Raw genomic sequence first — 23,306 nt, forward strand, 5'->3', positions numbered from 1 at the left:
TTATTATTTAAAGCTAATAATTTATTTTCATAAAACGATGAATATTCGCTTAAAAGATTTTGAATAAAATTAATATTTGGCAATAAATCTATCTTAAACATTAATTCTTTTTGCTCTTTACTAAACTGCTTTTTTAGTTTTTTTAAATCTTCTAAAATAAAATTATCGCATAAAAATATACCTATGATATCGCTATAAAATACACGCTTGCAGCCTTCTTTTTTTGCTTTTCTTATTTGTGAATCTGTTTGATTTTCTGATTTTTCATCTTCTATAAAAATCCCACTATTTTCATCAATTAAAAAAGTATTGTAAAAAGTCTTATAAGCATTTTGCGACCATTGACCACGGATGATTTCTTGAGTTTTATTCTTTACTTTTACATACGAGATTTCACTTTCTTTTTTAAAATCATAATTCCATATTTGAATTCCTAGCAAATACCAACCCTTAAAAGCACTTAAACTAATAAAATTAGATTTATCTATTCTTATACATTCTTCTTCAAAAAATGAATTTTTATACTTAATTAATTGATTTTTATTAGCTAAGTCCTTTGCTAAAACACACTTAAAATTTGTAATTTTTGTATTTTGCTCGATTGGAACTTTAAAATTATCATAATTTTTAATTATATTTTTGCCTATTTCATACAAAATTGCACGCATTGGATGAAGTGGATCTGTTGCTTTACAAAATCTCATTAAATCATATTTTATAAAGTCTTCGTGCATATCATAAGTGCTTATATTGTAAAGATTTGAATAATATTTATGCATATTATAAGCAATCTTAACATGCTCAAAATCTCTTGCTAAAACGATAAATAAATTAATAATTTTTATTTTTAATTTACTAATATTTTCATAAAACATAGCAATATCACGATGGCAGTAATCAAGTGGCATATCTGCTCCATGCTCAGCATCATTTAAAAAACAATCAAGAATAATTAAATCACAATTTTTTATAATCTCATAATTTTTATATAGTTCATATAATCTTTGATTTGAAGTGCTTGCACCTAAAGAATAATTATAAAAATTTGATTTTGTTTTATTAGCCTTATCGTACTTAGCTAATGCATCAATAATTCCATCATTTAAACTATTTTTCCTAACTCCGTTTGAACCTGAAAGTAATACTACATTCATAATAATTCCTAAATCTTTTTTAATTTATTACAAAAAATATCATTTAGCAAAAAGCTTTTTCCTAAGTAATACTCTACGAAATTACCTAAAGCAACCTTATCATTATTATCAATGCTTAAAAATTCATCATATGTTTTATAAAATTGCAAATGTTTTAACAAATCATTTAATTTATTATCATTATTCTTGTAATAAACAATGACTTGAGCGTTATTTATCAAAAAATCTTCATTAAAACTAGCTTCATCGCAAATAATTTTGTTAGCTTCTTTTATATATTGCGCTTGAATACTTGTATCTAATTTACATTCTAAGTTGTTTGATTTTAAATAATCTTGTAATTCAGCAAAAGTAAAATAATTATTTTCATTATCTTTAATAACTATCGTATCATTTGATTTTAGTGCATATCTTAATACTTTCATTTGCACATCATCAAAGCTAGAGAAAATATACAAGCTTTTATCTTTAGTTTTTTTACTTAAATACTCTTTTGCACCTATTTTACCAACTAAAGAAATTTGCATTTTATCTAAAGGTAAATTAACTGCTAGTTTATTATACTCTGCACGAGATTGAAGCCATAATTCATCATAAGCTTTTAACATATTAGTAACTTTTGAATCTCTTTTAGAATATTTTGAACCTATGAAAATATGCTTGTATTCGTTATATCTTAATAAATGAATGTTTTTAGAGCTATTACTCATATAAAAAATAGCCTTTAAATTTTTTAAACCATTAAACAATTCTTCTATATTTTCAGCACTTTTGGTATAAAAAATTTTAGTTTCTAAATTTAAAGAATTGAGCTTTTTGAGTAATTTTTCATTTCTTACTAAAATAGCAAAATCTATTTTTGTTGATTTAAAATCATTTAAAAAATAATTTATATGATTAAAGCCTAATTTTTCATTTTCACAAGTTGCTAAAAGTATCATTTTATACCCCTTAAATTATGAAGTTCTTTTATAAAAGTATTGTTTAAAGTATCTTTGATATTTAGAATATACTCAATTGCTTTTTGCCTATTAGTCTTTAAATAATCATCGCCATTTACAACTCTTCTAAATACGATTTTAAATTCTTCTAAATTAGAAAATACATAGCAATACTCACAATAATGCATATTTGATTTTGCTATTTTGATAACTTTATCTTTTGGCATGTATAAAAATATAGGGCAATCAAGCGCTAAAACACTTGTAATAACTGATGAAATATCGCAAATAAAATAATTGTAATCATTTATAACATCACTTAATTTGATTTTTCTATCTATTACATTAGCATTTTGTATCTTTTCTTCTATGTTTTGATAATTTTTATTTTTATTACCCGTTAAAGGGTGTAATTTTATTGATATTTTAAAATCTATACAAGAAATAATATCTTGAATATGTGCTAAAGAAGAATAATCTTGCTCTAGCAAATACCCTTCCCAAGTAGGAAGATATAAAAGTTTCTTATCTTTTATAATGACTTTTTTCTCTAGTATTTCTAACATTGCAGGTTGTCCTACTTTTTTAAACTCTAAGCCGTTTAGATTAAATCTAGCATTTTTAATCCTATCAATATGAGCATCACCAGCTACCCAAATCTCATCATAAACTCTAAAAAATTTATGAGCACTTGAGCTTTTATCACTATCTCCGTGCCCTATAAAAATATGCTTTAAATGAGTTTGATATAAAAAATTAGCAATATTGCCAGTATTAGAAATATAAAAAATCGCCTTAAGTGTAGTATAACGAGTGAAAAAATCATCTATTTTACTTTTATTATCAAGTAAAATAAAATTAGCCAAAGGATACGATGCTTTAAGCATTACAAAAGCTTCTTCATTGCTTAAAAGGATTAAAAAATTCATATTTGATTTTTCAAATTCTTTATACCAAATATTAATATGAGAAAAGGCATTCTCCCCTACTTCTCCAGAAAAAACAGCAAATTCAAAATCTTTAAAGATACTAGGTTCTTTATAATTATTTACTATTTCTTTTTGTTCAATTTTTTTTAATTTTTTAAATAATCTTTTAAGCATTTTTTACCCCAATATCAACAATTAGGCCGGTTAGTTCGCTTATTAAAGTATCTAAAGAAATTTTTGCTACATGTTTTGCATCTAATAAAGTAGCAGGGTCTTCCTTGCCAAAAGCTCTTATTCTCATAGGAGTTAGTGTTCTTTGTGGGTTTATGCAATTTATTTTAATATTATCTAAAATATATTCTTCACTTAAAGCTTGAGTAAGATTTACAATAGCAGCTTTTGAGCTTGAATATAAGGCATAATTTGACCTACCTCTTGTATAAGAGCTTGATGTAAAATTAAGAATAGAGCCTTTAGTTTTATATAAATATTCATAAGCAATCTTACAAATATTAATAGCACCTAAATAATTAGTATCAATTATCGTTTTAACATCTTCAAAATCGGTATGATTTAAGGCAGATTTAATCAAAATAGCTGCTGAATTAACAACATAATCAATTTTTCCAAATTCATTATAAGTATCTAAAAATGCTTTTTTAACATCATTAATGTTTGCGATATTTGTATTTGTTGTACTTCTTGAAAATACTTTTACATTAGCTTTATAAGATTTAGCAAGCGTTGATATTTCTTTGCCAATACCTGATGAGCCACCAAAAATCATAATAACTTTATCTTCTAACTTTTCAAGACAACTATTTTCACTACTAATATTTTGGGTATTTAATTGAAATATCTTATCAGCAAAGAGTAAGTCTTGTTGATAAGTGATTTTGATATTTTTAACATCGCCTTTTACTACTAATATTTTTTCATCAGGCAAAAACTTCTTTATTATTCCGCAATCATCAGTAAAGATAAAATCTTTATCAATATTTGCTAATTCATGAGCTTGTTTTATAGTTTGCAATCTAAAAGCTTGCGGTGTTTGTCCTTGCATTAAATCGCTTCGATTTGGGATTGATTTTATAAACTCATTTTGTGTTTGTATAATAGTATCTGATGCGCTAATAGCTACATCTATTGCATTATAATTTTTCAAAGCCTTTATAACATTTGTTATAATTTCACTAGAACAAAATGGCCTTACAGCGTCATGAAAAATCAAATTAACATCTAAATCACTATAAGATACAATTGCATTATATGATGAGTCTTTTCTCTCTTTTCCACCTGCTATGATTTTTTTAATTTTTTTAAATTGATTTTTGATACTTAATTCTTCAATTTTGTTAATATATTCTTTTTTACATACAATACAAATCTCATCAATTTGCTTATGCTTTTCAAAAATTTCTATTGTATGCTCTATAATTGTTTTACCTGCTAATTTTACAAATTGCTTAGGATAATCAAGGCCAAACCTACTCCCACTACCACCTGCTAAAATAACTGCAATATTTTTTCTCATTCCTTACCTTTAACTTGAAATCTTTTATTTTCAATATTTTTTAAACTTCTAATAAAGGTTTTTGTCTGTTATTAAATAAAAAACATAACTATTTGTTAAATCTTTATCATTAAATTTTGCGAGTTTTATTTTTGAAATAAAATAATGTGGATTACCCCCCCCCATTGACAATATTAAATTATTTATTGTGATTAAATGAGAATAAATATTTATATTTTTTTATTTGAAAATAAAAGATTTCAATATTTGAACAAAAATCAATATTTATTATTTTCTAGTTAAAAATACTTTTAAATTCCTATTTCAAATTCCTTTAAAAATTCGCGGAATTTAAAATAGGAATTAGCTTTAAAATATAATCTTTACACTACAAAAGCTCTTCAAATATTCCTTCTCTTACATAAATTGTGCATTCTTCTTTTTCATCTAAGCTTCCGTCCCATTTATAAACAACTAATATTTCTTTTAATAAAGCTATTATTTCTTTTTCATTTAATGTTTTATTATCTCTTATAGAAAGTATTTTATAGACTTTGTCATAAACTACATTATCAATCTCTTGACTAATATCATAATCTAAAATTATCCTTATATGCTCGCCTTTATAATATAAAATCCACAAAGATTTATTAAGTTTTGCATGGTCTAGTTCTGGGTCATCAAAATACATACAATTCATAAACCAACAGTCTAATTCTTCATCTATTACAATATACCAATCATAAGGAAATTTATGACATTGTCTGCCACACCAATCATCAGTATGTTCTCCGTAAATATAAGAAAGTGAGTATTTTTTATCTAATTATCGCCAATAATTGCATTTTTAAAAGCCATTTGCTTACCTTTTTTTAAACCAAATTCCTACTTCAAATTCCACAATTTTTAAAGAATTTGAATTAGGATTTAAAATATTTATTCTTTTATTATTTCATCTCTTACATAAACTTTATAGCCGTCAATTGTTTCCCAAGCACCAGAAAGATTATAAACATCTAATATTTCTTTAAGAAGATTTATAACTTCTTTTTCACTTAATAATTCATTGTTTTTAATATCAAAAATACTCCAAACTTTATCGTATAAAACACCATCTATTGTTATATCAAAATCATAATCAAGTATAACTTCAATCAAATTACCTTTATAATATAAAACCCACAAGCCTTTACTAAGTCTTGCACGCTCTAATTCAGGGTCTAAAAAATTATAAGCTTGTATTATAAAACAATCTAATTCTTCATCTATTACTATTCTTTTCTCATCAGGCAACATATGATTTTGTTTATAGTATAAGCTATCTGTATAATTGCAAAAAATATCTGTCATTTTGTATTTTTCATCAAGTTCTTTTGTAACTACTGCGTTCTTAAAAGCCATTATTTCTCCTTAATTTTAATTATTAAGTAAATATTATAAAAATTATTTTTTGTAAAGTAAAGAAGGTCTGAAGATATTCAAATTCCAAAATCGGAATTTGAAATTAAAATTATTTTATTCTTGAGCGTCACGCCATTCGTTTAGAACTTTTACTTCTTCATCGCTTAAAAATCCACTAAATGCAGAAAATCCACTAAGCGAATAAGCAGGGCAATCAATACTCTCATAATTTTTCTTAGCTTGATTTAATTCATAGCTAAATATTGAAAACACACCTTTTACATCTAATCCGTGAGACCTAGCAGCACCAACAGCAGCAATACTTGAACCGCCACTTGAGATTAAATCTTCTAGCACAACGCAAGTGCTTCCGTGCTTAAAGCTTCCTTCAATCATCTTTGCTCTTCCGTGGGTTTTGTTTTTTGATAATATATATACTAATGGTTTGTTTAATATATCAGCCACCCAAGCTCCGTGAGCAATAGCTCCAGTAGCAGTTGCTGCTATGTAATCAACATCTCCTACTTTTTCTTTAATCAAATTCGCTAAATGATTTGCTATGATTTTACGCTCTTTTGGATAGCTAATTAACACACGATTATCACAATATATAGGGCTTTTAATACCACTTGAATATGTGAAAAACTCTTTAGTATTAATAAATATTGCTTCACAATCTTTTAATATTTTTACAACTTCACTTGCAACTTCTTTATTCATTTTCTTCTCCTTTTATACATTGAAAATAAGCTCTAATAGGATTAGAACTCTTTGTAATCATTCTACCAGCTACAATATAATCAATATTGTTTTCTATAGCAAATTTTGGCGTAGCAACCCTTGCTTGGTCATTTGCATCATTGCCTAAAAATCTAATGCCAGGCGTAAGAGCCTTAAGTCCTAAATATTTAGCAAATTTTGCTTCATAAGCACTACTTACTATACCATCAAGACCTGCTTTTTTGCTGATTAAACAGCGTTGTTTTACGCAATCATTAATACTTCCATTAAAGCCTAAATCATTTTTAAATTCTTCTTCTTCAAACGAAGTTAATACAGAAATTCCGAATAACTCACACTTGCTACCTAATTCATTTTTAGCATTAACAGCAGCCTTTAAAGCTTGCTCGCCTGCAAAAGAATGAAGGCTTAAAATATCAATATCATTTTTTAAAAGTGTCTTAGTAGCATTATAAATAGTATTTGGGATATCAATTAATTTTAAATCTAAAAATATATTAAAACCTAAGTCTTTTAGCTCTTTTAAAAAGTCATTTCCAGCTGTGTAGTATTGCCACATACCGACTTTTAAATAAGGCATAATTAATTTTAAATTATGCTCTTTTGCATAGTTTTCAAGATTTTTTGCTGATAGTTTTGATACAAATTCACGGCTTTGCTCTAAGGTGTCAAAATCTAATGCGATTATGGTTTTCAAATTATCTCCTTTGATTTAATAAAATTATCTCTTTTTAACTCTTTACGACTTAGCATTATGCAAAAATTTATTAAATAAAACATATTGAATTTGTATTTTTAAAAGTTATTTATTACATTATTTAAATAATATAATACAAAAATCAAAAGGAGAAAAAATGGACTTTTTAGACTCATTAAAGCAAATCAAAACAGATATAAAAGAAAATGAAAAGAAAAAAGAGCAAGAATTAGAACTAGCAAAAATAAAACAAAAAGAAGAAGAATTAAGACAAGATTTCATAAATTATATGAATGAAAGCGGAGTTAAAAAAATCTAGCCAAAAGGCTAGAATTTTATTTCGTATTTTTTAATAATTTCTTCATTTAATGTAATACCTAAACCTACACAATCACTTATTTTTACCACTCCATCTTCACAAGGTAAAGGATTACAAATATTAAATAATGAGCTTGTGCTTTTTGAATATTCTATCAAATTACAAGTTTTAGAAGATGCTAAAAATTGAGCTGTTGCGTGAAGTAAAATCTGCGTGCTAAAGCCATGTGGGACTAATTCGCAACCATTATTAATAGCAATATTTTCAATTTTTTTCATAGTTATAAATCCACCGCATCTAGTTAAATCAGGTTGCACGATAGCTACACGAGATTTTTTGCAAAACTCATCAAATTCATATTCAGTAGCAAGAGCTTCTCCACCAGTTATTTTACAAGGTAAATTCTCACTTAATCTTGCATAGCAATCCATATTCTCGCTTGGCACTGGCTCTTCAATCCATTCTAAATTAAACTCAACAAAATCTTTAAATCTTTCTTTTGCATAGCCGTAGTTTTTCCAAAGACCTACTAAATCAATGCTAAGCTTAATATCATCTCCAATAGCTTTTCTAATAGCTCTTGTTGTATCTATATCAAACTGAGCTTTAGCACCAAAGCCATCTCCGCCAAATTTAAGTAATTTAAAACCTTCATTTTTAAGCTCTAAAGCTCTTTTTGCTGTTATTTCAATATTTCTATCAGGAATAAAAGTTGCATAAGCGTTTAGATAATCGCGTCTTGCTCCACCTAAAAGCGTTGCAACGCTAACTCCATAAATCTTACCAACTAAATCATGCAAAGCTATATCAATAGCACTAAGTGCGTGAATTAAAGCCCCACGCCTACCATAATAAGCACTTGCTTCAAATAAATCATCCATAATTTTACTTATATTTCTTGGGTCTTGCCCTAGTAAAACCTCACTTAAACTCATACAACTTCCGTGAGTGCTAGGCTGAATAAACATAGCTTTAAGCACAGCAGGAGCGCTATCGCTCTCTCCTACTCCAAAAAGCCCTGTATCAGTGTGGATTTTTAAAATAAACGCATCTTCTCCCCATTCGCAAGGCTCATTAAATTTTTTAACTCTTAGCCAAATAGGCTCAACTTTAGTAATTTTCATTTATACTCCTTTATCCATTTTATAAGTCCATAGGCAGCAAGTCCTAAAATTATTAAAAAAGGTGCTGCTGTTAAAACAACTGCCATTTTAAGTGTGTTTAAATCAGCTTTTATATAAAGCATTGCAAGTGGTATAAGCCCTAACATTATGCACCAAAAAACTTTTAAATATTTTGATGGATTTTCACTATTAATTTTTGTGCTTACTGCTGAAATTGTAAAAGCAGTTGCATCCATATGAGATGCTAAAAAAACTAACATTAATACAAAATAAAATAAAGCAAAAGCATTTCCTAAAGGAAGTTGTTGAATGATTGCTAAAACACCTGCTTCTCCTGCACCTGTGCTTAAAAATTTTGGAACATCAACTATTCCTTGAATAAAAGTATCAATAGCAAAACCTGTAAGACAACCAAAGAAAAACCAAGTTCCCACACAACCACCTAAAACAAGTCCAAATACAACTTGTCTTATAGTTCTACCTTCAGAAATTTTCGTTACAAATATACTAACAGCAGGTGTATAAGTAATCCAATAAAGCCAATAAAAAACAGTCCAGTCTTGATTAAAACTACTTGTGCCAGTAGCGTCATTAAATAAACTCATATGAACATAATTGCTTAAAAATAATCCTATACTATTAATCATATTATCAATTATAAAAATACTATTTCCAAGCAATAAAACAAGCACAGCAAATACAAAACACAAAATACAAGATATTTTTGCTAATTTTTGCATACCCGAGCTAAGTCCTGCAAAACTTGAGATTGAAAACATTGCAGTAACTATGGCTAAAATAATAAATTTTATAAAAAAGCCATTTTCAATACCAAAAATACCTGCTAAACCGCTACTAATTGTAACTACTGAAACGGTAGTTGTAAGCACTAAACCACCAAAAGTAGAAAACAAAAATATCACATCAATTATCTTATCTAAAATAGCGTTTTTCTTAATTCCTAAAATATTTGCTAAAAGTGCTGATAATTTTAAATCAGGGTGTTTTTTCACATAAAAATGCCAACACATAGCAATTGAAGTTAGTGCATAAACTGCCCAAGGAGTAATGCCCCAATGAAAATACACAAATGATGTTGAATATCTTAAAGCTTCTGGCGAATTAGCTGCAATATTAAGACCAGGTCCTGTGTAATAATAAGCCCATTCCATAAAAGCCCAATACATAGTAGCCGAACCAAGCCCCGCACAAATAAACATAAAAATCCAAGCAATATTTGAATACGGATTTTGTTTAACTCCAAGTCTAATTAAGCCATATTTTGAAAAAGCTATGTAGGAAATAATTAAAACACAAATAAACTCAAAAAGCTGAATAAATGAACCGAAAGTAGAAGTTAGTTTAGCAAATAAAGAATTTGCAACCTTAAGTGAGCTTTCTGGATTTAATAGCAATGCTAAAATTACAAGCCCAACTGCAATTATAGAAATGATAATTAAGAAATAATCACTTCTGCCCCCCCCCATAAGTAGAAAGGTCTAAATCATTATGCTTTTGCATAAGAACTCCTTAAAATAAAATGAGTTTTCATTATTACATTTATTAGTTTAGCTTATGCTTAAGTAGAGTAGATTAATTTTTATAGTTTTAAATTCCCAATTAAATAATGGGAATTTAAATTAATTAATTGAATTAAGTTTGTCTAATTCAAAAGGTGTAGTTTGATATACATAATAATTTAGCCAGTTGATATAAACACAATTTGCGTGAGCTCTCCAAGTAAGTTTTGGGGGATTGTTTGGATTATCATCTTTATAATAATTATAAGGAATATCAACATCTAAGCCGTTTTTAATATCTCTTTTATACTCATTATCTAAAGTAGTGCGAGAGTATTCAGGATGACCTAGGACAAACACTTGTCTTCTATCAGAACTTCTTATCAAATAGCTTCCTGCTAAATCGCTTTTAGCTAAAATCACTAAAGATTTATGATTTGCTAAGGCTAATTCATCAATTCCTGAATGCCTTGAATGTGGAGCTAAAAACACATCATCAATTCCCCTTAAAATCTCATCTTTACTATCAATTACATCGTGATAAAACACTCCGCTTAATTTCTTTTTTAAAGGAATTTTTGCAATATTGTAATGATAATTTAGCCCAAACATCGCACCATAGCATATATGAAGAGTGCTAAAAACATTGCTTTTGCTCCATTCTAAAATACTAACTAATTCATCATAATAAGTTATTTCGCTAAATTCATATTGTTCTAGCGGAGCTCCTGTTATTATCATTCCATCAAATTTTTTATGCTTTATCTCATCAAATACCAAATAATGCTCGTTTAAGTGGCTTTGACAAGTGTTTTTGCTCTCGTGACTTGCTATTCTTAAAAGCGTGATTTTCACTTGCAAAGGCGTATTAGAAAGCATTCTAAGTAATTCTAATTCAGTTTCTTCTTTTATTGGCATAAGGTTTAAAATCACAAGCTCTAATGGACGAATATCTTGAGAATTTGCTCTTGCTTCATCCATTACGAAAATATTTTCATTTTCTAGTAAAGCTTTTGCTGGAAGGTTAGTTTTTATATTAACAGGCATTTTTTCTCCTTTTTTAACTAATTTTGCCATTTTTTACTTGCTAAAGACTTAAAATAAAGTTAAACTAATATTTTTTTAAAGGAGAGAAAATGTTAAAACAAGATACTTTATGTATTCACGCAGGTTATGAACCAAAAAATGGCGAAAGTAGGCAAGTGCCAATCATTCAATCAACTACTTACAAATACGATTCTTGTGAATTTATGGGAAAATTATTTGACTTAGAAGAAAGTGGATATTTTTACTCAAGAGTAGCAAATCCTACAAATGATTATGTAGCTAGTAAAATTGCTAAATTAGAAGGAGCAATTGCTGGAGTGCTAACTTCTAGCGGACAAGCGGCTATATTTTTCGCAATTACAAATATTTGTAAAGCAGGAGATCATTTAGTTTGCGTAAATGAGATTTATGGTGGAAGTATAAATCTAATAGGCGTAACGCTTAAAAAATTTGGAATTGATTGCACCTTTATTAGCGCAAATAGCACAGATGATGAAATAAGAGCAGCTATTAAAGAAAACACAAAATTAATTTACGCTGAAAGCGTATCAAATCCTGCTTTAGTAGTGCTTGATATTAAAAGATTTGCAAATATTGCTCACGAAAATGAAATTCCATTAGTAATTGATAATACTTTTGCAACTCCTATTAATTGCCAGCCTATAAAACACGGAGCTGATATTGTTATTCATTCAGCCACTAAATATCTTGATGGGCATTCAAGTGTGATTGCTGGGATTGTGCTTGATAGTGGTAATTTTGATTGGAGTAAGTATCCTAAAAAATTTGCAGATTTTAATACCCCTGATGAGTCATATCACGGATTAATCTATACGCAAAAATTTGGCAAATTAGCGTATATTGTAAAAATGATTGTTCAATTAATGAGAGATATAGGTGCTTGCTTACCTGCAACTAGTGCATATATGCTATCAACTCATATTGAAAGCCTACCTTTAAGAATGGCAAAACACTGCGAAAATGCGAAAAAAATTGCAGAATTTTTAGAAAATAATGAATATATTGAAAGCGTAAATTGCCCTATGCTAAAAAGCAGTCCTTATTATAATCTAGCTTTAGAATATATGCCTAATGGGGTTTGTGGGGTTATTAGCTTTACATTAAAAGCAAATAAAGCTAAGGCAGTTAAGTTTTTAGATAGCTTAAAATTAATAATGATAGCAACTCATGTAGCTGATGCAAGAAGCTGTATTTTACACCCTGCAAGTCATACTCATAGACAATTAAATGAAGCTGAATTAATAAAAGCTGGAGTTAGCGAAGGTCTTGTAAGGCTTTCTGTTGGTATTGAAAATGCTGATGATTTAATAGCTGATATTAAACAAGCATTAGAGGTTACTTTTAAGTAATTCGTATTTGAAATTCTTATAAAATTATAAGAATTTCAATCTATATTATTTATCTTTTAAGTCCATTTACGATTGATAGCATTTCATCACTTGTAGTGATTGCTTTAGAGTTTGCTTCATAAGCTCTTTGACCTGTGATTAAATCAGTCATTTCTTCTACTAATTGCACGTTACTCATCTCTACGAAGTTTTGCTTAATTTGACCAAAACCATTAGTCCCGCCAGTGCCAACTACAACTGCTCCACTAGCACTAGTTTCAAGGAAATTATTATCCCCTAATGCGTGTAAGCCACTAGGATTTATGAAGTTTGCTAATTCAATTTGACCTAGTTGCACTGCTTCAGGATTACCCGCTTGAATTACACTTACAACCCCATCAGTTCCTATCCCAATAGCAACTGCATCTTCAGGAATTGTAATTTCAGGGATTAATCTATATCCATCACTATTTACGATAGTTCCTTCGCTATCTAGCTTAAAAGCACCATTTCTTGTATATGCCGTAGTGCCATCAGGTAGCTGAACTTGGAAAAAACCATTACCGGCTATTACCATATCTAATTGATTGCCTGTTTCTTTGAAATATCCTTGTGTAAATTGCTTTGTAATTGCTGTTGGGCGAACTCCAAGACCTACTTCAATACCTGTTGGACTTTGAGTTGTTGTGCTTGTGCTAGTGCCTGCGTATTCCATTACTTGATACATTAAATCAGCAAATTCTGCTCTATTTTTTTTGTATCCCATAGTATTTACATTGGCAATATTATGAGATGTTGTATCAATTTGTGTTTGCTGTGCTATCATTCCTGTTGCTGCTGTATATAAAGACCTAAGCATTTTTACTCCTATTTAACATTTGCTAATTTATTTATTGCGTCGCTATTTAGCTCATCCATATGGCTAGTCATTACTTTTTGATACATTTCAACTAAACGATGAGTTTCTATAAGACCTACCATTTCATTAACGGCATTTACATTACTCATTTCTAAAAACCCACTCGCAAGTGCATTTGAACCCTCAAAATCTTGCATTTTAGTTAAATCATCTAGTTTATAAAGATTATCTCCTATCTTTTCTAAATCCCTTGTATCATCCATCCTAGCTACAAAAATCCTATTTGCTACTTCACCATCTAAATAGACATTTCCATCTGAATCAATAGTTAATCTTTGATTATCTCCTACTTGAATGCCATCATTTGCAGGGTCTTCAAAATAATTTGAGCTTAATAATCTATCTCCATTTTTTGTAACTATAAAGCCATCTTCATCTAGGCTAAATGCTCCATTTTTGCTAAATTTCACACTACCATCTGATGAGCGAACCATAAAAAAACAATCACTTCTTTTGATTGCAATATCTAAAGGATTGTTGGTCGGACGGATTGCACCTACGCTAAAATCTGTGTATTCTATATCAATATTAGGAACTCTATTTATGGTTTGATTTATATATTTTGCAGCTTGTTTTGTATGATTATCAATTGGCATATTTTGCATTTCTTCATCATAAAGCCTTTTAAAATCAGCAATTACTACATTATCTCTTTTATAACCTGCTGTATTTACATTAGCTAAATTATTAGAGATAACATTTAAGCGATTTAGTTGAGTAACCATTGCTCCTGTAGCTTGATAAAATCCGTTTTGCATAACTTTCCTTAAATATTTTATATTTTGATAAAAGCAAAACTTATTCCAAAATAAGATAAACTTCTAAAAATTTTTAGAGTTTATCTTAAAATCAAATTCTTTATTTTTTATTTTTCATAATTTTGTCAAAAAATACAGAATTTAAAAAAGCAATTAAACATATGAAAATAATGTAATATCCACTACCAATATCAAATTTTCCGTGTGATTGAACTACGATAATTGGAGTTAAAAATCCTGCTATTGCATAAGCTAAATTATAAGAAAATCCTATGCCTGTATATCTAATACTAGCCTTATAAAGCCTACACATAAATAATGATGTAAAATTAACAATACCACCAAAAAACGCCGAAGCAAAATAAAATATACAAGTTAAAGTAAAATCCTTTAAAACATATAAAGAATAAAAATACATAGTGCTAGTAAAAACTAATAAAATAGCAAAAATTTTGCAAACTAAACTAGCTTTAAATCTATCAGCCAATGCCCCGCAAACAACAAGTCCAATCATCATACTAACACTAGCAATAATTTGTAAGCTAGTATTTAAAGCAGGATTAATATTTAAAATACCTTTCATAAAATTAGGCATCATTATTAAAAATACTAAAACACAAGCAGTAAGAACAATAGTTAAAAACATTGATAAAATTATTTCCATTTTATAATCTTTAATGACTGATTTTATAGGAAAATCGCTTAATTGCTTTTCAGCTTGAAGTTGCTTAAAAATAGGAGTTTCTTGCAAAAATCTTCTAAGATAAATGCTAATTAGACCAAAAATACCACCGATTAAGAAAGGAATTCTATACGCATAATCTTTTATTTCATCTTCTGTGAAATTTAGTTGAAGCAATAACGCACTTAAAGCTCCTAAAGTAATACCACCACAAACCCCACTAGTTAAAACTCCTAAAAATAATGCCTTTTTATTATCAGGACTATGCTCATATATAAAAGCCCAAGCACCAGGTAACTCTCCTCCAATAGCAACGCCTTGAACTAATCTAATAGCTAATAAAATAGCAATAGCAAAATAGCCAATTTGCTCATAAGTAGGCATAATCGCAAAAATAAATGTAGGAATTACCATTAAAATAATGCTTAATAAAAACATATTTTTCCTACCAAACTTATCGCCAAAATGTGCCATTATAACTCCACCTAATGGACGAGCTAAATACCCTGCAGCAAAAGCTCCATAAGTATTTAATAATTTTATACTCTCATCAAGCTCTTTTGGAAAAAAATGATGTGTAAAATACGGAGTAAATAATGCAAATATAATAAAATCATAAAATTCTAATGTCCCACCTAATGCACTTAATGCTAAGGTTTTTGTATCTTTTTTTGTAATAGTTTTCATTAAATTCCTTTAAATTTCTTTGTTTTTTTTATTTCTAATTTTGATTTTGTTAATGATTATTAATTTGAGTAAGAGTATATAGGTAAGGCTTTGCCTTACCAATAGATATAAGTTTTTGTAGATTTAATATCTGCGTAGTTTAAAATTGTGCCATCTTCTAAAGTAATTTTTTCATCATCAGCACTAAGTAATTTTAAGATAATTTCTTCTTTTTCTTTAGTTTTGATTTTTAATATCTCACCTATACTAAGTTTGAAATGCTCTATTTTAGTAAGCTTTCTTTCAAGTCCAGGAGAGCTTACTTCTAAAAAGTATTTTTCATCTGTAGGTGGATTTAAATCAAGTATAGGAGAAATCAATCTACTAAATTGCTCGCAATCATCAAGGCTAACTGATTTATTTTCTCCATCTTTTAAGATGAAAATTCTATAAATAAAGTTATTGCCTTCTTTTGCTAATTCAGTATCATAAATCACTAAATTAAGCTGTTTAGCTAAATTCTCTAGCTCCATTTATTTCTTTTCCTTATTAATTTGCTTAAATAATTCTTCTATTCTATTAATTTTATCTAAACTATCGTCAAACCTAAAATGAAAATTTGGACATCTATACATACCAAGCGCTCCTAAGCAATGAGCTTGCAATACTTTACTAACTCTTTTTAGCTTAGAAAGAACTAAATTTTGTTCATCTTTTGTAAGCGACATTTTATCTAAATATATAAAAGCATCATAACGACCCTTTTTGCAATCTACATCATTTACTAATAGACCGCTTAATAAAGGATCATCTAAGTTTGCTAAAGCTTCTCCTACTAATTCCTTTAACAAACTTTGTGTTCTTAGGCGTTTTATTTGTGCTTTATCATTCATTATAAACTAGCCTTACTTTGAACTTCTTTATAACTTTCTATAAAATCGCCTTCTCTCATATCGTTAAATCCAACGATACCAACACCACATTCATAACCTTTGCTAACTTCTCTAGCGTCGTCTTTAAAGCGTTTAAGTGAACTAATCTCTCCTTCAAACACTACAACACCTTCACGAATAACACGGATTTTAGCCCCTCTTACTATACTTCCATCAGTTACCATACATCCTGCTATTTGTCCTACTTTTGGCACATTGATTACTTGTCTAATTTCAGCTTGTCCTAGTTGCTCTTCGCTAATAATAGGACTCATTAAACCACCTAAAATAGCCTTAATTTCATCAATTAGATTGTAAATTACATTATATGTTTTAATCTCAACCTTAGCTTCTTTTGCTTTTTCCTTAATATCCCCTGTTGGACGAACATTAAAGCCAACTATAACACCACCGCTAGCTTGTGCTAAAGCAATATCTCCTTGAGATATTCCACCAACACCACCTAAAACAATATCAACTTTTACCTCATCATTTGAAAGCTTTTCAAGACTTCCTCTAATAGCTTCTAATGTTCCACCTACATCGGCTTTTAAAATAACAGGTAATGATTTTAAATTCCCTTCTTTAATTTTTGCACTTAATTCATCAAGGCTTACTTTTGTTGATTTGCTTAATTCTTTTTGTCTTAAATATTCGTGGCGTTTTTGTGCGTAATCTCTTGCTTCTTTATCAGTCGCAACACTAATTAATGTCTCACCTGCATCAGGAATTTCATTAAGACCCATAATTACACCGCACTCGCCTGGTAAAATCTCTTTTAATGCGTTACCTTTGCTATCTGTAATGCTTTTTACCCTACCATAAGCAATGCCTGCTACAACGGTATCTCCTACTCTTAGCGTTCCATTTTCCATAATCACAGTAGTTACTACACCACGACCTTTTTGTAAAGAACTTTCAACTATATTTGCTTTTGCAGCTGTATTCTTATTTGCTTTAAGCTCTAAAATTTCAGCTTGTAATAAGATAATTTCAAGTAAATCTTCAATTCCAGTTCCCTTTAAAGCACTAATATGAACGAATTCATGACTTCCACCCCACTCAGTTGGCATAATATCAAGCTCTGCTAATTGAGTTTTAACTCTATCAGGATTTGCTGCTTCTTTATCTATTTTATTAACAGCGATGATGATTGGAACACCCGCTGCTTTTGCATGCGAAATTGCTTCTTTTGTTTGTGGTTTTACACCATCATCAGCAGCTACAACGATAATTACTATATCAGTAACACTTGCACCTCTAGCTCTCATAGCTGAAAATGCTTCGTGACCTGGAGTATCAATAAAGGTTATATTTTTACCATTTTTATTAACCATATAAGCACCAACGTGCTGAGTAATTCCACCTGCTTCGCCACTTGCTACACGACTATTTCTAATATAATCAAGCAAACTTGTCTTACCATGATCAACATGACCCATAATTGTTACAACAGGAACTTTAATATCTTTTAATTCTTCTTGATTTTCTTCATAATCAGCAACATAATCAAATTGTGCAGTCTCATCAAAAAAGCTTATTTCAATTCCAAACTCAAGTCCTAAAATCTCAATAGTTTCTTCATCTAAGAAATCATTTTTAGTAGTCATCATTCCTTGCATAAATAATTTTGAAATTAATTCACTATCTTTTTTACCTAACTTCTCTGCTAATTCATAAAGTCTTATTTCTTTAGGAATTTTAATACTTGTAATTTCTTCGCTACTTTGTTCTTTTTTATATGCTTTTGATTTTTTACGGCGAGACCTTGCTATTGAAGTATTCGTAAATTGATTGATTTGGTTATTAAATGCACTTCTTAATGAAGTTTGTGCCTTTGCAGGCTTTTCAATATCTTCTTTTCTTTCATTAAATGAAAAATCAGGCATAACCACAACATCATCTTCATCATCATTAATCTCTGCAAAATTAGTATCAAAATCCATCTTAGATGAACTTTCTTTTCTTGCTGCTGGAACTATTTTTTTAGCTTTTTTCTTTTTTAAGCTTTCATCTGTGCTAAATATTGAAGCAAACGATACGGGCTCTTTTGATTGAGCTTTAGGCTTAACCTCTTCTTTAACTTCTTCCTTTGCTGCATTTTTCTTCTTAATAATTACTAAGCCACGGCGTTTTTCAAGCCCACTTCTTGCAAGACTTACAGGTTCTTCTTGCACTAATTCTTCTTTTGCTATTTCTTTGCTTTTCATTTCTTCTTTAACTTCTACCTTAGTGATTTTTTCTTCTACTATTTTTTCTTCTTTAGTTTCTTGTTTATCTTCTTTGGTTTCTTCTTTAAGAATTTCTTTTTGTTTGCTTTCAGTTTTTTTTGTTTTTTCAATCTTTTCAGTCTTTGTACTTTTTTCAGCTTTTTCAGTTTTACTTTTTGTTGTTTTAGAAGTAGTTGATTTTGTACTAGATTTTTTGGCACTTTTACTTGATTTTGCAACTTCATCTTTTAAAATTTGTTGAATTGTTCCATTTTTTAAATACTCATATATTGCTGCTGCTACATCTTCACTTACAGCTTTTTGAGGTGATTTATAATCAAATCCTAATTCATTAATTTTTTCTAAAGTTTCTTTATTTTGATAACCTAATTCCGCTGCTATTTCACTAATTTTTATATTCGCCATTTAAAAACCTTTCTTTTAATTTACTAGCAAGTTCTTTTTTATCTATATTAATTTTTATAACTTTTTGCAAAGACTTTAAAAAATCACTATCATCTTTTTTAAGGCATTCATCACATAAATACATACTTCTACCGCTATTAAATTGAAATAAAACTTCATTTAAAGACACTTGAAAACGCTTTAAATCAGTTTGATTTTTTCTAATCTTGCAAATAATACACATTCTAATAGGTTTTGCTTTTTTCATAATCTTTTAATTTTAATTGTTTTTGCTTAACAGAAGTCTTAAAAGCTTTATTTTCAAACATTTTAATTTTCTATTCTAAATTCTTTAAAAGATTTAGAATAGAAAGAATAAAAATTAAGATTTAGATTTTTCCATACGGCGTCTTAGAGTTGGGTCTAAATAACGCTTTCTAATACGAATATTAATTGGAGTTACTTCTACTAATTCATCTTCTTCAATCCACTCCATAGCACGCTCTAAAGTAGGTTTTCTAGGTGGAACTAATTTAATAGCATCATCACTACCACTAGCACGAACATTGGTTAGGTTTTTACCTTTTATAGGATTTACATCAAGGTCATTCGGACGGCTATGCTCGCCTATAATCATACCAACATAAGTTTTTGCTTGAGGGTCTATAAATAAAACACCCCTATCTTGAAGATTCCATAATGAATAAGCTAATGCAACACCATTTTCCATACTCACTAATGCTCCATTTTGGCGTTTTTCAACACTACCAACAAAAGGTCTAAATTCCATAAAACTATGATTCATTATACCTTCACCTTTTGTATCTGTTAAAAACTGACTTCTAAATCCAATTAGCCCACGAGCAGGAATTTCAAACTCAAGTCTAGTTTGTCCATCTCCTGTTGGAACCATACTTTTCATCTCAGCTCTTCTTCTTCCAAGCTTTTCAATAACCGTTCCACTAAACTCATCAGGAACATCAATAACTAGATTTTCAAAAGGCTCTGTTTTAACTCCATTTTCAATTTTTACGATAACTTCAGGGCGTCCAAGACAAAACTCAAAACCTTCTCTTCTCATATTTTCAGCTAAAATCGTAATTTGTAATTCACCACGACCACTTACTTTAAACTTACCTTCGCCAATATTTTCATATTTCATAGCGATATTTGTCTTCATTTCGCTTTCTAATCTTTCAGCAATTTTATTACTTGTAACATGCTTTCCTTCAGTTCCTGCTAAAGGTCCATCATTTACGCTAAATACAACGCTTAAAGTAGGTTCTTCTATATGCAGTGGGTCAAGTGGCATAGGATTGCTAGGATCAACTACGCTATCTCCAACATCTAAAGCATCAAAACCTGCAATTGCTACGATATCTCCTGTGCTAGCATTATCAATATCCATTTTTTCTAAACCTAAAAATCCAATTAGTTTTGAAATTCTTCCTGTGTGTTTTGTCCCATCGGCCTTAGCTAACATTACATTTTGATTTTTTGAAATTGTTCCATTAAAAATTCTAGCAATTCCAATTTTACCAACGAAGTTATCATAACCTAATGTAAATACTTGTAATTGTAAAGGATTTTCATTACTACCACTTGGTGCTGGAACATGCTCAATTATCTTGTCAAATAAAGGTTGCATATCCTTACTATCATCATCTAATTCATTTTTTGCAATACCTTCTTTTCCAATTGCATAAATTACAGGGAAATCTAATTGCTCATCAGTTGCATCAAGTGCAGCAAAAAGGTCAAATACTTCATTAATTACTCTATCAGGTTCAGCTGCAGCTTTATCTATTTTATTTACCACAACTATTGGTCTAAGACCTAATGCTAATGCTTTTTTAACAACGAATTTAGTTTGTGGCATAACACCTTCTTGAGCATCAACGATTAATAAAACCCCATCAATCATCTTTAAAACACGCTCAACTTCTCCACCAAAATCTGCGTGGCCTGGAGTATCAATTATGTTAATTTTTGTGCCTTTATAATTAATTGCTGTGTTTTTTGAAAGAATTGTAATTCCACGCTCTTTTTCAATATCATTACTATCCATAACGCGTTCATCAACTTGGTCTCTTTCGCTAAATGTTCCTGATTGTTTTAATAACTGATCAACCATTGTAGTCTTACCATGATCAACGTGTGCGATTACTGCTATATTTCTAATACTCAATGTTTTCTCCTTGATTTTAAAGTAAAAGTTTAATTAATTTAGGTTAATTTTTAAATATGAAATCACAAAAACTTGGAACGAATTTTGCTAAATCTCATCAAGTTTTAAACAAGGATTATTATGAAAGATTTATTAATTTTACAAGATGTAAAAAATCTAAATTCTAAAAAAGGTAAAGGCTCTAAAAAGTCTGGCGGAGAAGGTTTTGCTGATTTATTATTTAATCAAACCGATGTAAAAGATACTAAAAATTTATTGGTAATGCAAAATGTATTTAAAGCAAAAAATGAAATAAAAAATAAAGATGTAAAACAATTTAGTAATATAAATCTAGCTTCAACTTTATTAAACGAAAAAACAAGCAAACAAGAGCCAAATTTATTAGCAAGTCTTTTACAAAATCCAAAAACTCTACAAGATAAAGTATCAAAAATAGTGCAAAATGCAAAAGAAATGAATGAATTTTTACCTAAAAGATTGCAAATAAGTGATGCTGAAATTATGCAAGATATTAAGACTTCTATGGAAGATGTTGAATATGGAAAAGAACTTTTAGATGATTTGAATTTCGTTCAGATTTTAGATTTTTTAGACATATTAAAGCAAGATAAAAAAAATGTAAAATTAAATGATTTTTTTAACTTAAAAAATATTGTTAATAATAAAGCTAGTTTAGAAAGTTTTGCAAATACAAATAGCGTTCATTCATTAGTAGAACTTGCAAAAGAGCATAAATTAGGGCTTAGCAATATAACTTATGAAAAAATTAAAAATAATGAATATAACGAGCAAATTTTTGCTAAACCATATCCTAAATTATATGAGCAAAATTTCTTCTCACACGCATTAAACAAAAATACAAAAATTGAAGAGAATTTAAAAAATACTGAAATTAAAAAACCAAATTTAGAAAGTTTATTATCAGTAAAAAGTGAAAAAATTGTATCTAATAATACAAACGAACCTATTATAAACGCTGAAAAAACTCTAAAAACTGGGGCTTTAAATGAGTTATTAAGCAAAATTACAAATGATGATAAAAAACAAACTAAAGATATAAAAGAAGAAGCATTTAAAATCGTTTCAAAAGATATAGAAACACAAAGTCCAAAAATTACTCCGAACATAATTAAAAATGATATAAAAGATATACAAATTCAAGCAAATAAAACTCAAATTCAAACCCAAGAAACAAAAGAAAATGAAAATAAAATTCTACCTGAAGTAAATATAGTAGAAGAAAATTTACAAGATAATTTAGATGAAAACTCAAGCCAAACTCAAGATAATAAAGAAAAGCTAAATCTACCACAAAATCTTAAAGTTGATTTTTTAAATCCTAATAAAGAACTTAGTAAAGAACAAACTAAATTAGTAATTGATAATTTTACAAGAGATTTTAAGGAAGAAATAGAAAAATTCAAAGCTCCAAGCCATAAAGTTAGCATTAATTTAAATCCTAAAGAATTAGGAGAAGTTAATGTCACTATGATTGCAAGGGGTAATAACTTACATATAAATCTTAATTCAAACAATGCAAATACTCTAAATCTTTTCATAGCAAATCAGCAAGAATTTAAAAATAGCCTTGTAAATATGGGCTTTACGGGTCTTGCTATGAATTTTGGAGATAAAAAAGAAGGTTCAAATCATCAAGAGCAGCAAAAAGCTCGTAAAAAATATGAAGAAATTGAAGAATTAGAAAGCACAAGCGATATGCCAAGTGGAATTAATGCTGTGCTTTATAGATATTTTTAAAGGGGTAAAAAATGTTGGTTTCAATTTTATTAATAAGTTCAATGATAATTTTA

At 28.8% G+C, this 23,306-nt stretch carries 22 protein-coding genes; 3 read left to right on the plus strand and 19 right to left on the minus strand.

Annotation, left to right across the window (positions count from 1 at the left end; translation table 11 throughout):
* The 8 genes from KJQ97_RS01795 to pyrF all read right to left on the minus strand — a co-directional run.
* On the minus strand, nucleotides 1–1,154 hold a 1,154-nt coding region (locus KJQ97_RS01795; protein WP_214119768.1), incomplete at its 3' end, for a hypothetical protein.
* An 8-nt stretch (nucleotides 1,155–1,162) separates the two neighbouring features.
* On the minus strand, nucleotides 1,163–2,095 hold the full coding sequence (locus tag KJQ97_RS01800; protein ID WP_214119769.1) for a hypothetical protein: 933 nt from the start codon (nucleotides 2,093–2,095) through the stop codon (nucleotides 1,163–1,165).
* Complete coding sequence (locus tag KJQ97_RS01805) at nucleotides 2,092–3,198, minus strand: CDP-glycerol glycerophosphotransferase family protein (RefSeq protein ID WP_214119770.1); 1,107 nt, start codon at nucleotides 3,196–3,198, stop codon at nucleotides 2,092–2,094. The genes KJQ97_RS01800 and KJQ97_RS01805 overlap by 4 nt, the downstream gene beginning before the upstream one ends.
* Complete coding sequence (gene ispD, locus KJQ97_RS01810; RefSeq protein ID WP_214119771.1) at nucleotides 3,191–4,558, minus strand: 2-C-methyl-D-erythritol 4-phosphate cytidylyltransferase; 1,368 nt, start codon at nucleotides 4,556–4,558, stop codon at nucleotides 3,191–3,193. Before ispD ends, KJQ97_RS01805 begins: the two co-directional genes overlap by 8 nt.
* A gap of 367 nt (nucleotides 4,559–4,925) precedes the next feature.
* Nucleotides 4,926–5,228 (minus strand): hypothetical protein, encoded by a 303-nt coding sequence (locus KJQ97_RS01815; protein ID WP_214119772.1) that lies wholly within the window; start codon nucleotides 5,226–5,228, stop codon nucleotides 4,926–4,928.
* Between the two features lie 245 nt (nucleotides 5,229–5,473).
* On the minus strand, nucleotides 5,474–5,938 hold the full coding sequence (locus KJQ97_RS01820) for a hypothetical protein (RefSeq protein WP_214119773.1): 465 nt from the start codon (nucleotides 5,936–5,938) through the stop codon (nucleotides 5,474–5,476).
* A gap of 114 nt (nucleotides 5,939–6,052) precedes the next feature.
* Entirely contained in the window at nucleotides 6,053–6,658 is a 606-nt protein-coding gene (gene pyrE, locus KJQ97_RS01825; protein ID WP_214119774.1) for an orotate phosphoribosyltransferase, read from the minus strand.
* Complete coding sequence (gene pyrF, locus KJQ97_RS01830; RefSeq protein ID WP_214119775.1) at nucleotides 6,651–7,376, minus strand: orotidine-5'-phosphate decarboxylase; 726 nt, start codon at nucleotides 7,374–7,376, stop codon at nucleotides 6,651–6,653. Before pyrF ends, pyrE begins: the two co-directional genes overlap by 8 nt.
* A 157-nt stretch (nucleotides 7,377–7,533) precedes the next feature.
* Here pyrF and KJQ97_RS01835 point away from each other — a divergent pair, with 157 nt between their 5' ends.
* Nucleotides 7,534–7,695 (plus strand): hypothetical protein, encoded by a 162-nt coding sequence (locus KJQ97_RS01835; protein ID WP_214116808.1) that lies wholly within the window; start codon nucleotides 7,534–7,536, stop codon nucleotides 7,693–7,695.
* An 8-nt stretch (nucleotides 7,696–7,703) separates the two neighbouring features.
* Here KJQ97_RS01835 and KJQ97_RS01840 read toward each other — a convergent pair whose 3' ends face one another.
* The 3 genes from KJQ97_RS01840 to KJQ97_RS01850 form a co-directional block, all read right to left on the minus strand.
* Nucleotides 7,704–8,819: a mandelate racemase/muconate lactonizing enzyme family protein gene (locus tag KJQ97_RS01840; RefSeq protein WP_214119776.1), complete on the minus strand. Its 1,116-nt coding sequence runs from the start codon at nucleotides 8,817–8,819 to the stop codon at nucleotides 7,704–7,706.
* Nucleotides 8,816–10,306, minus strand: a complete 1,491-nt coding sequence (locus KJQ97_RS01845; protein ID WP_214119777.1) for a BCCT family transporter — start codon at nucleotides 10,304–10,306, stop codon at nucleotides 8,816–8,818. Before KJQ97_RS01845 ends, KJQ97_RS01840 begins: the two co-directional genes overlap by 4 nt.
* A 153-nt stretch (nucleotides 10,307–10,459) precedes the next feature.
* Nucleotides 10,460–11,386, minus strand: a complete 927-nt coding sequence (locus KJQ97_RS01850; RefSeq protein ID WP_214119778.1) for a homoserine O-succinyltransferase — start codon at nucleotides 11,384–11,386, stop codon at nucleotides 10,460–10,462.
* An 89-nt stretch (nucleotides 11,387–11,475) separates the two neighbouring features.
* Between KJQ97_RS01850 and KJQ97_RS01855 the strand changes: the two genes are divergently transcribed.
* Nucleotides 11,476–12,756 carry an O-acetylhomoserine aminocarboxypropyltransferase/cysteine synthase family protein gene (locus KJQ97_RS01855; RefSeq protein WP_214119779.1) on the plus strand — a complete coding sequence of 427 codons (1,281 nt, stop codon included), beginning with the start codon at nucleotides 11,476–11,478 and terminating at the stop codon, nucleotides 12,754–12,756.
* A gap of 49 nt (nucleotides 12,757–12,805) precedes the next feature.
* Here the strand turns inward: KJQ97_RS01855 and flgG are convergent, their stop codons facing one another.
* From flgG to typA, 8 genes are all read right to left on the minus strand, one after another.
* A complete protein-coding gene (flgG, locus tag KJQ97_RS01860) occupies nucleotides 12,806–13,594 on the minus strand; it encodes a flagellar basal-body rod protein FlgG (RefSeq protein WP_214116814.1) in 789 nt (262 codons plus the stop codon).
* An 8-nt stretch (nucleotides 13,595–13,602) separates the two neighbouring features.
* Nucleotides 13,603–14,412 (minus strand): flagellar hook-basal body protein, encoded by an 810-nt coding sequence (locus KJQ97_RS01865; protein ID WP_214116815.1) that lies wholly within the window; start codon nucleotides 14,410–14,412, stop codon nucleotides 13,603–13,605.
* Between the two features lie 100 nt (nucleotides 14,413–14,512).
* The gene (locus KJQ97_RS01870; RefSeq protein ID WP_214119780.1) at nucleotides 14,513–15,781 is read right to left on the minus strand and encodes an MFS transporter; all 1,269 of its coding nucleotides are present in this window, start codon (nucleotides 15,779–15,781) and stop codon (nucleotides 14,513–14,515) included.
* Nucleotides 15,782–15,876: 95 nt separating this feature from the next.
* Nucleotides 15,877–16,293 carry an LSm family protein gene (locus KJQ97_RS01875; RefSeq protein WP_214119781.1) on the minus strand — a complete coding sequence of 139 codons (417 nt, stop codon included), beginning with the start codon at nucleotides 16,291–16,293 and terminating at the stop codon, nucleotides 15,877–15,879.
* A complete protein-coding gene (gene rbfA, locus KJQ97_RS01880) occupies nucleotides 16,294–16,653 on the minus strand; it encodes a 30S ribosome-binding factor RbfA (RefSeq protein WP_214116821.1) in 360 nt (119 codons plus the stop codon).
* Nucleotides 16,653–19,328: a translation initiation factor IF-2 gene (infB, locus tag KJQ97_RS01885; RefSeq protein WP_214119782.1), complete on the minus strand. Its 2,676-nt coding sequence runs from the start codon at nucleotides 19,326–19,328 to the stop codon at nucleotides 16,653–16,655. Before infB ends, rbfA begins: the two co-directional genes overlap by 1 nt.
* Nucleotides 19,309–19,575, minus strand: a complete 267-nt coding sequence (locus tag KJQ97_RS01890; protein WP_214116825.1) for a DUF448 domain-containing protein — start codon at nucleotides 19,573–19,575, stop codon at nucleotides 19,309–19,311. The genes infB and KJQ97_RS01890 overlap by 20 nt, the downstream gene beginning before the upstream one ends.
* Before the next feature lie 114 nt (nucleotides 19,576–19,689).
* The gene (typA, locus tag KJQ97_RS01895) at nucleotides 19,690–21,495 is read right to left on the minus strand and encodes a translational GTPase TypA (protein ID WP_214119783.1); all 1,806 of its coding nucleotides are present in this window, start codon (nucleotides 21,493–21,495) and stop codon (nucleotides 19,690–19,692) included.
* Between the two features lie 120 nt (nucleotides 21,496–21,615).
* Here typA and fliK point away from each other — a divergent pair, with 120 nt between their 5' ends.
* The gene (gene fliK, locus KJQ97_RS01900; RefSeq protein WP_214119784.1) at nucleotides 21,616–23,253 is read left to right on the plus strand and encodes a flagellar hook-length control protein FliK; all 1,638 of its coding nucleotides are present in this window, start codon (nucleotides 21,616–21,618) and stop codon (nucleotides 23,251–23,253) included.
* The last annotated feature ends 53 nt before the right edge of the window (nucleotides 23,254–23,306 follow it).

The sequence above is a fragment of the Campylobacter sp. 2018MI01 genome (assembly GCF_018501205.1).
Lineage (GTDB): Bacteria > Campylobacterota > Campylobacteria > Campylobacterales > Campylobacteraceae > Campylobacter_E.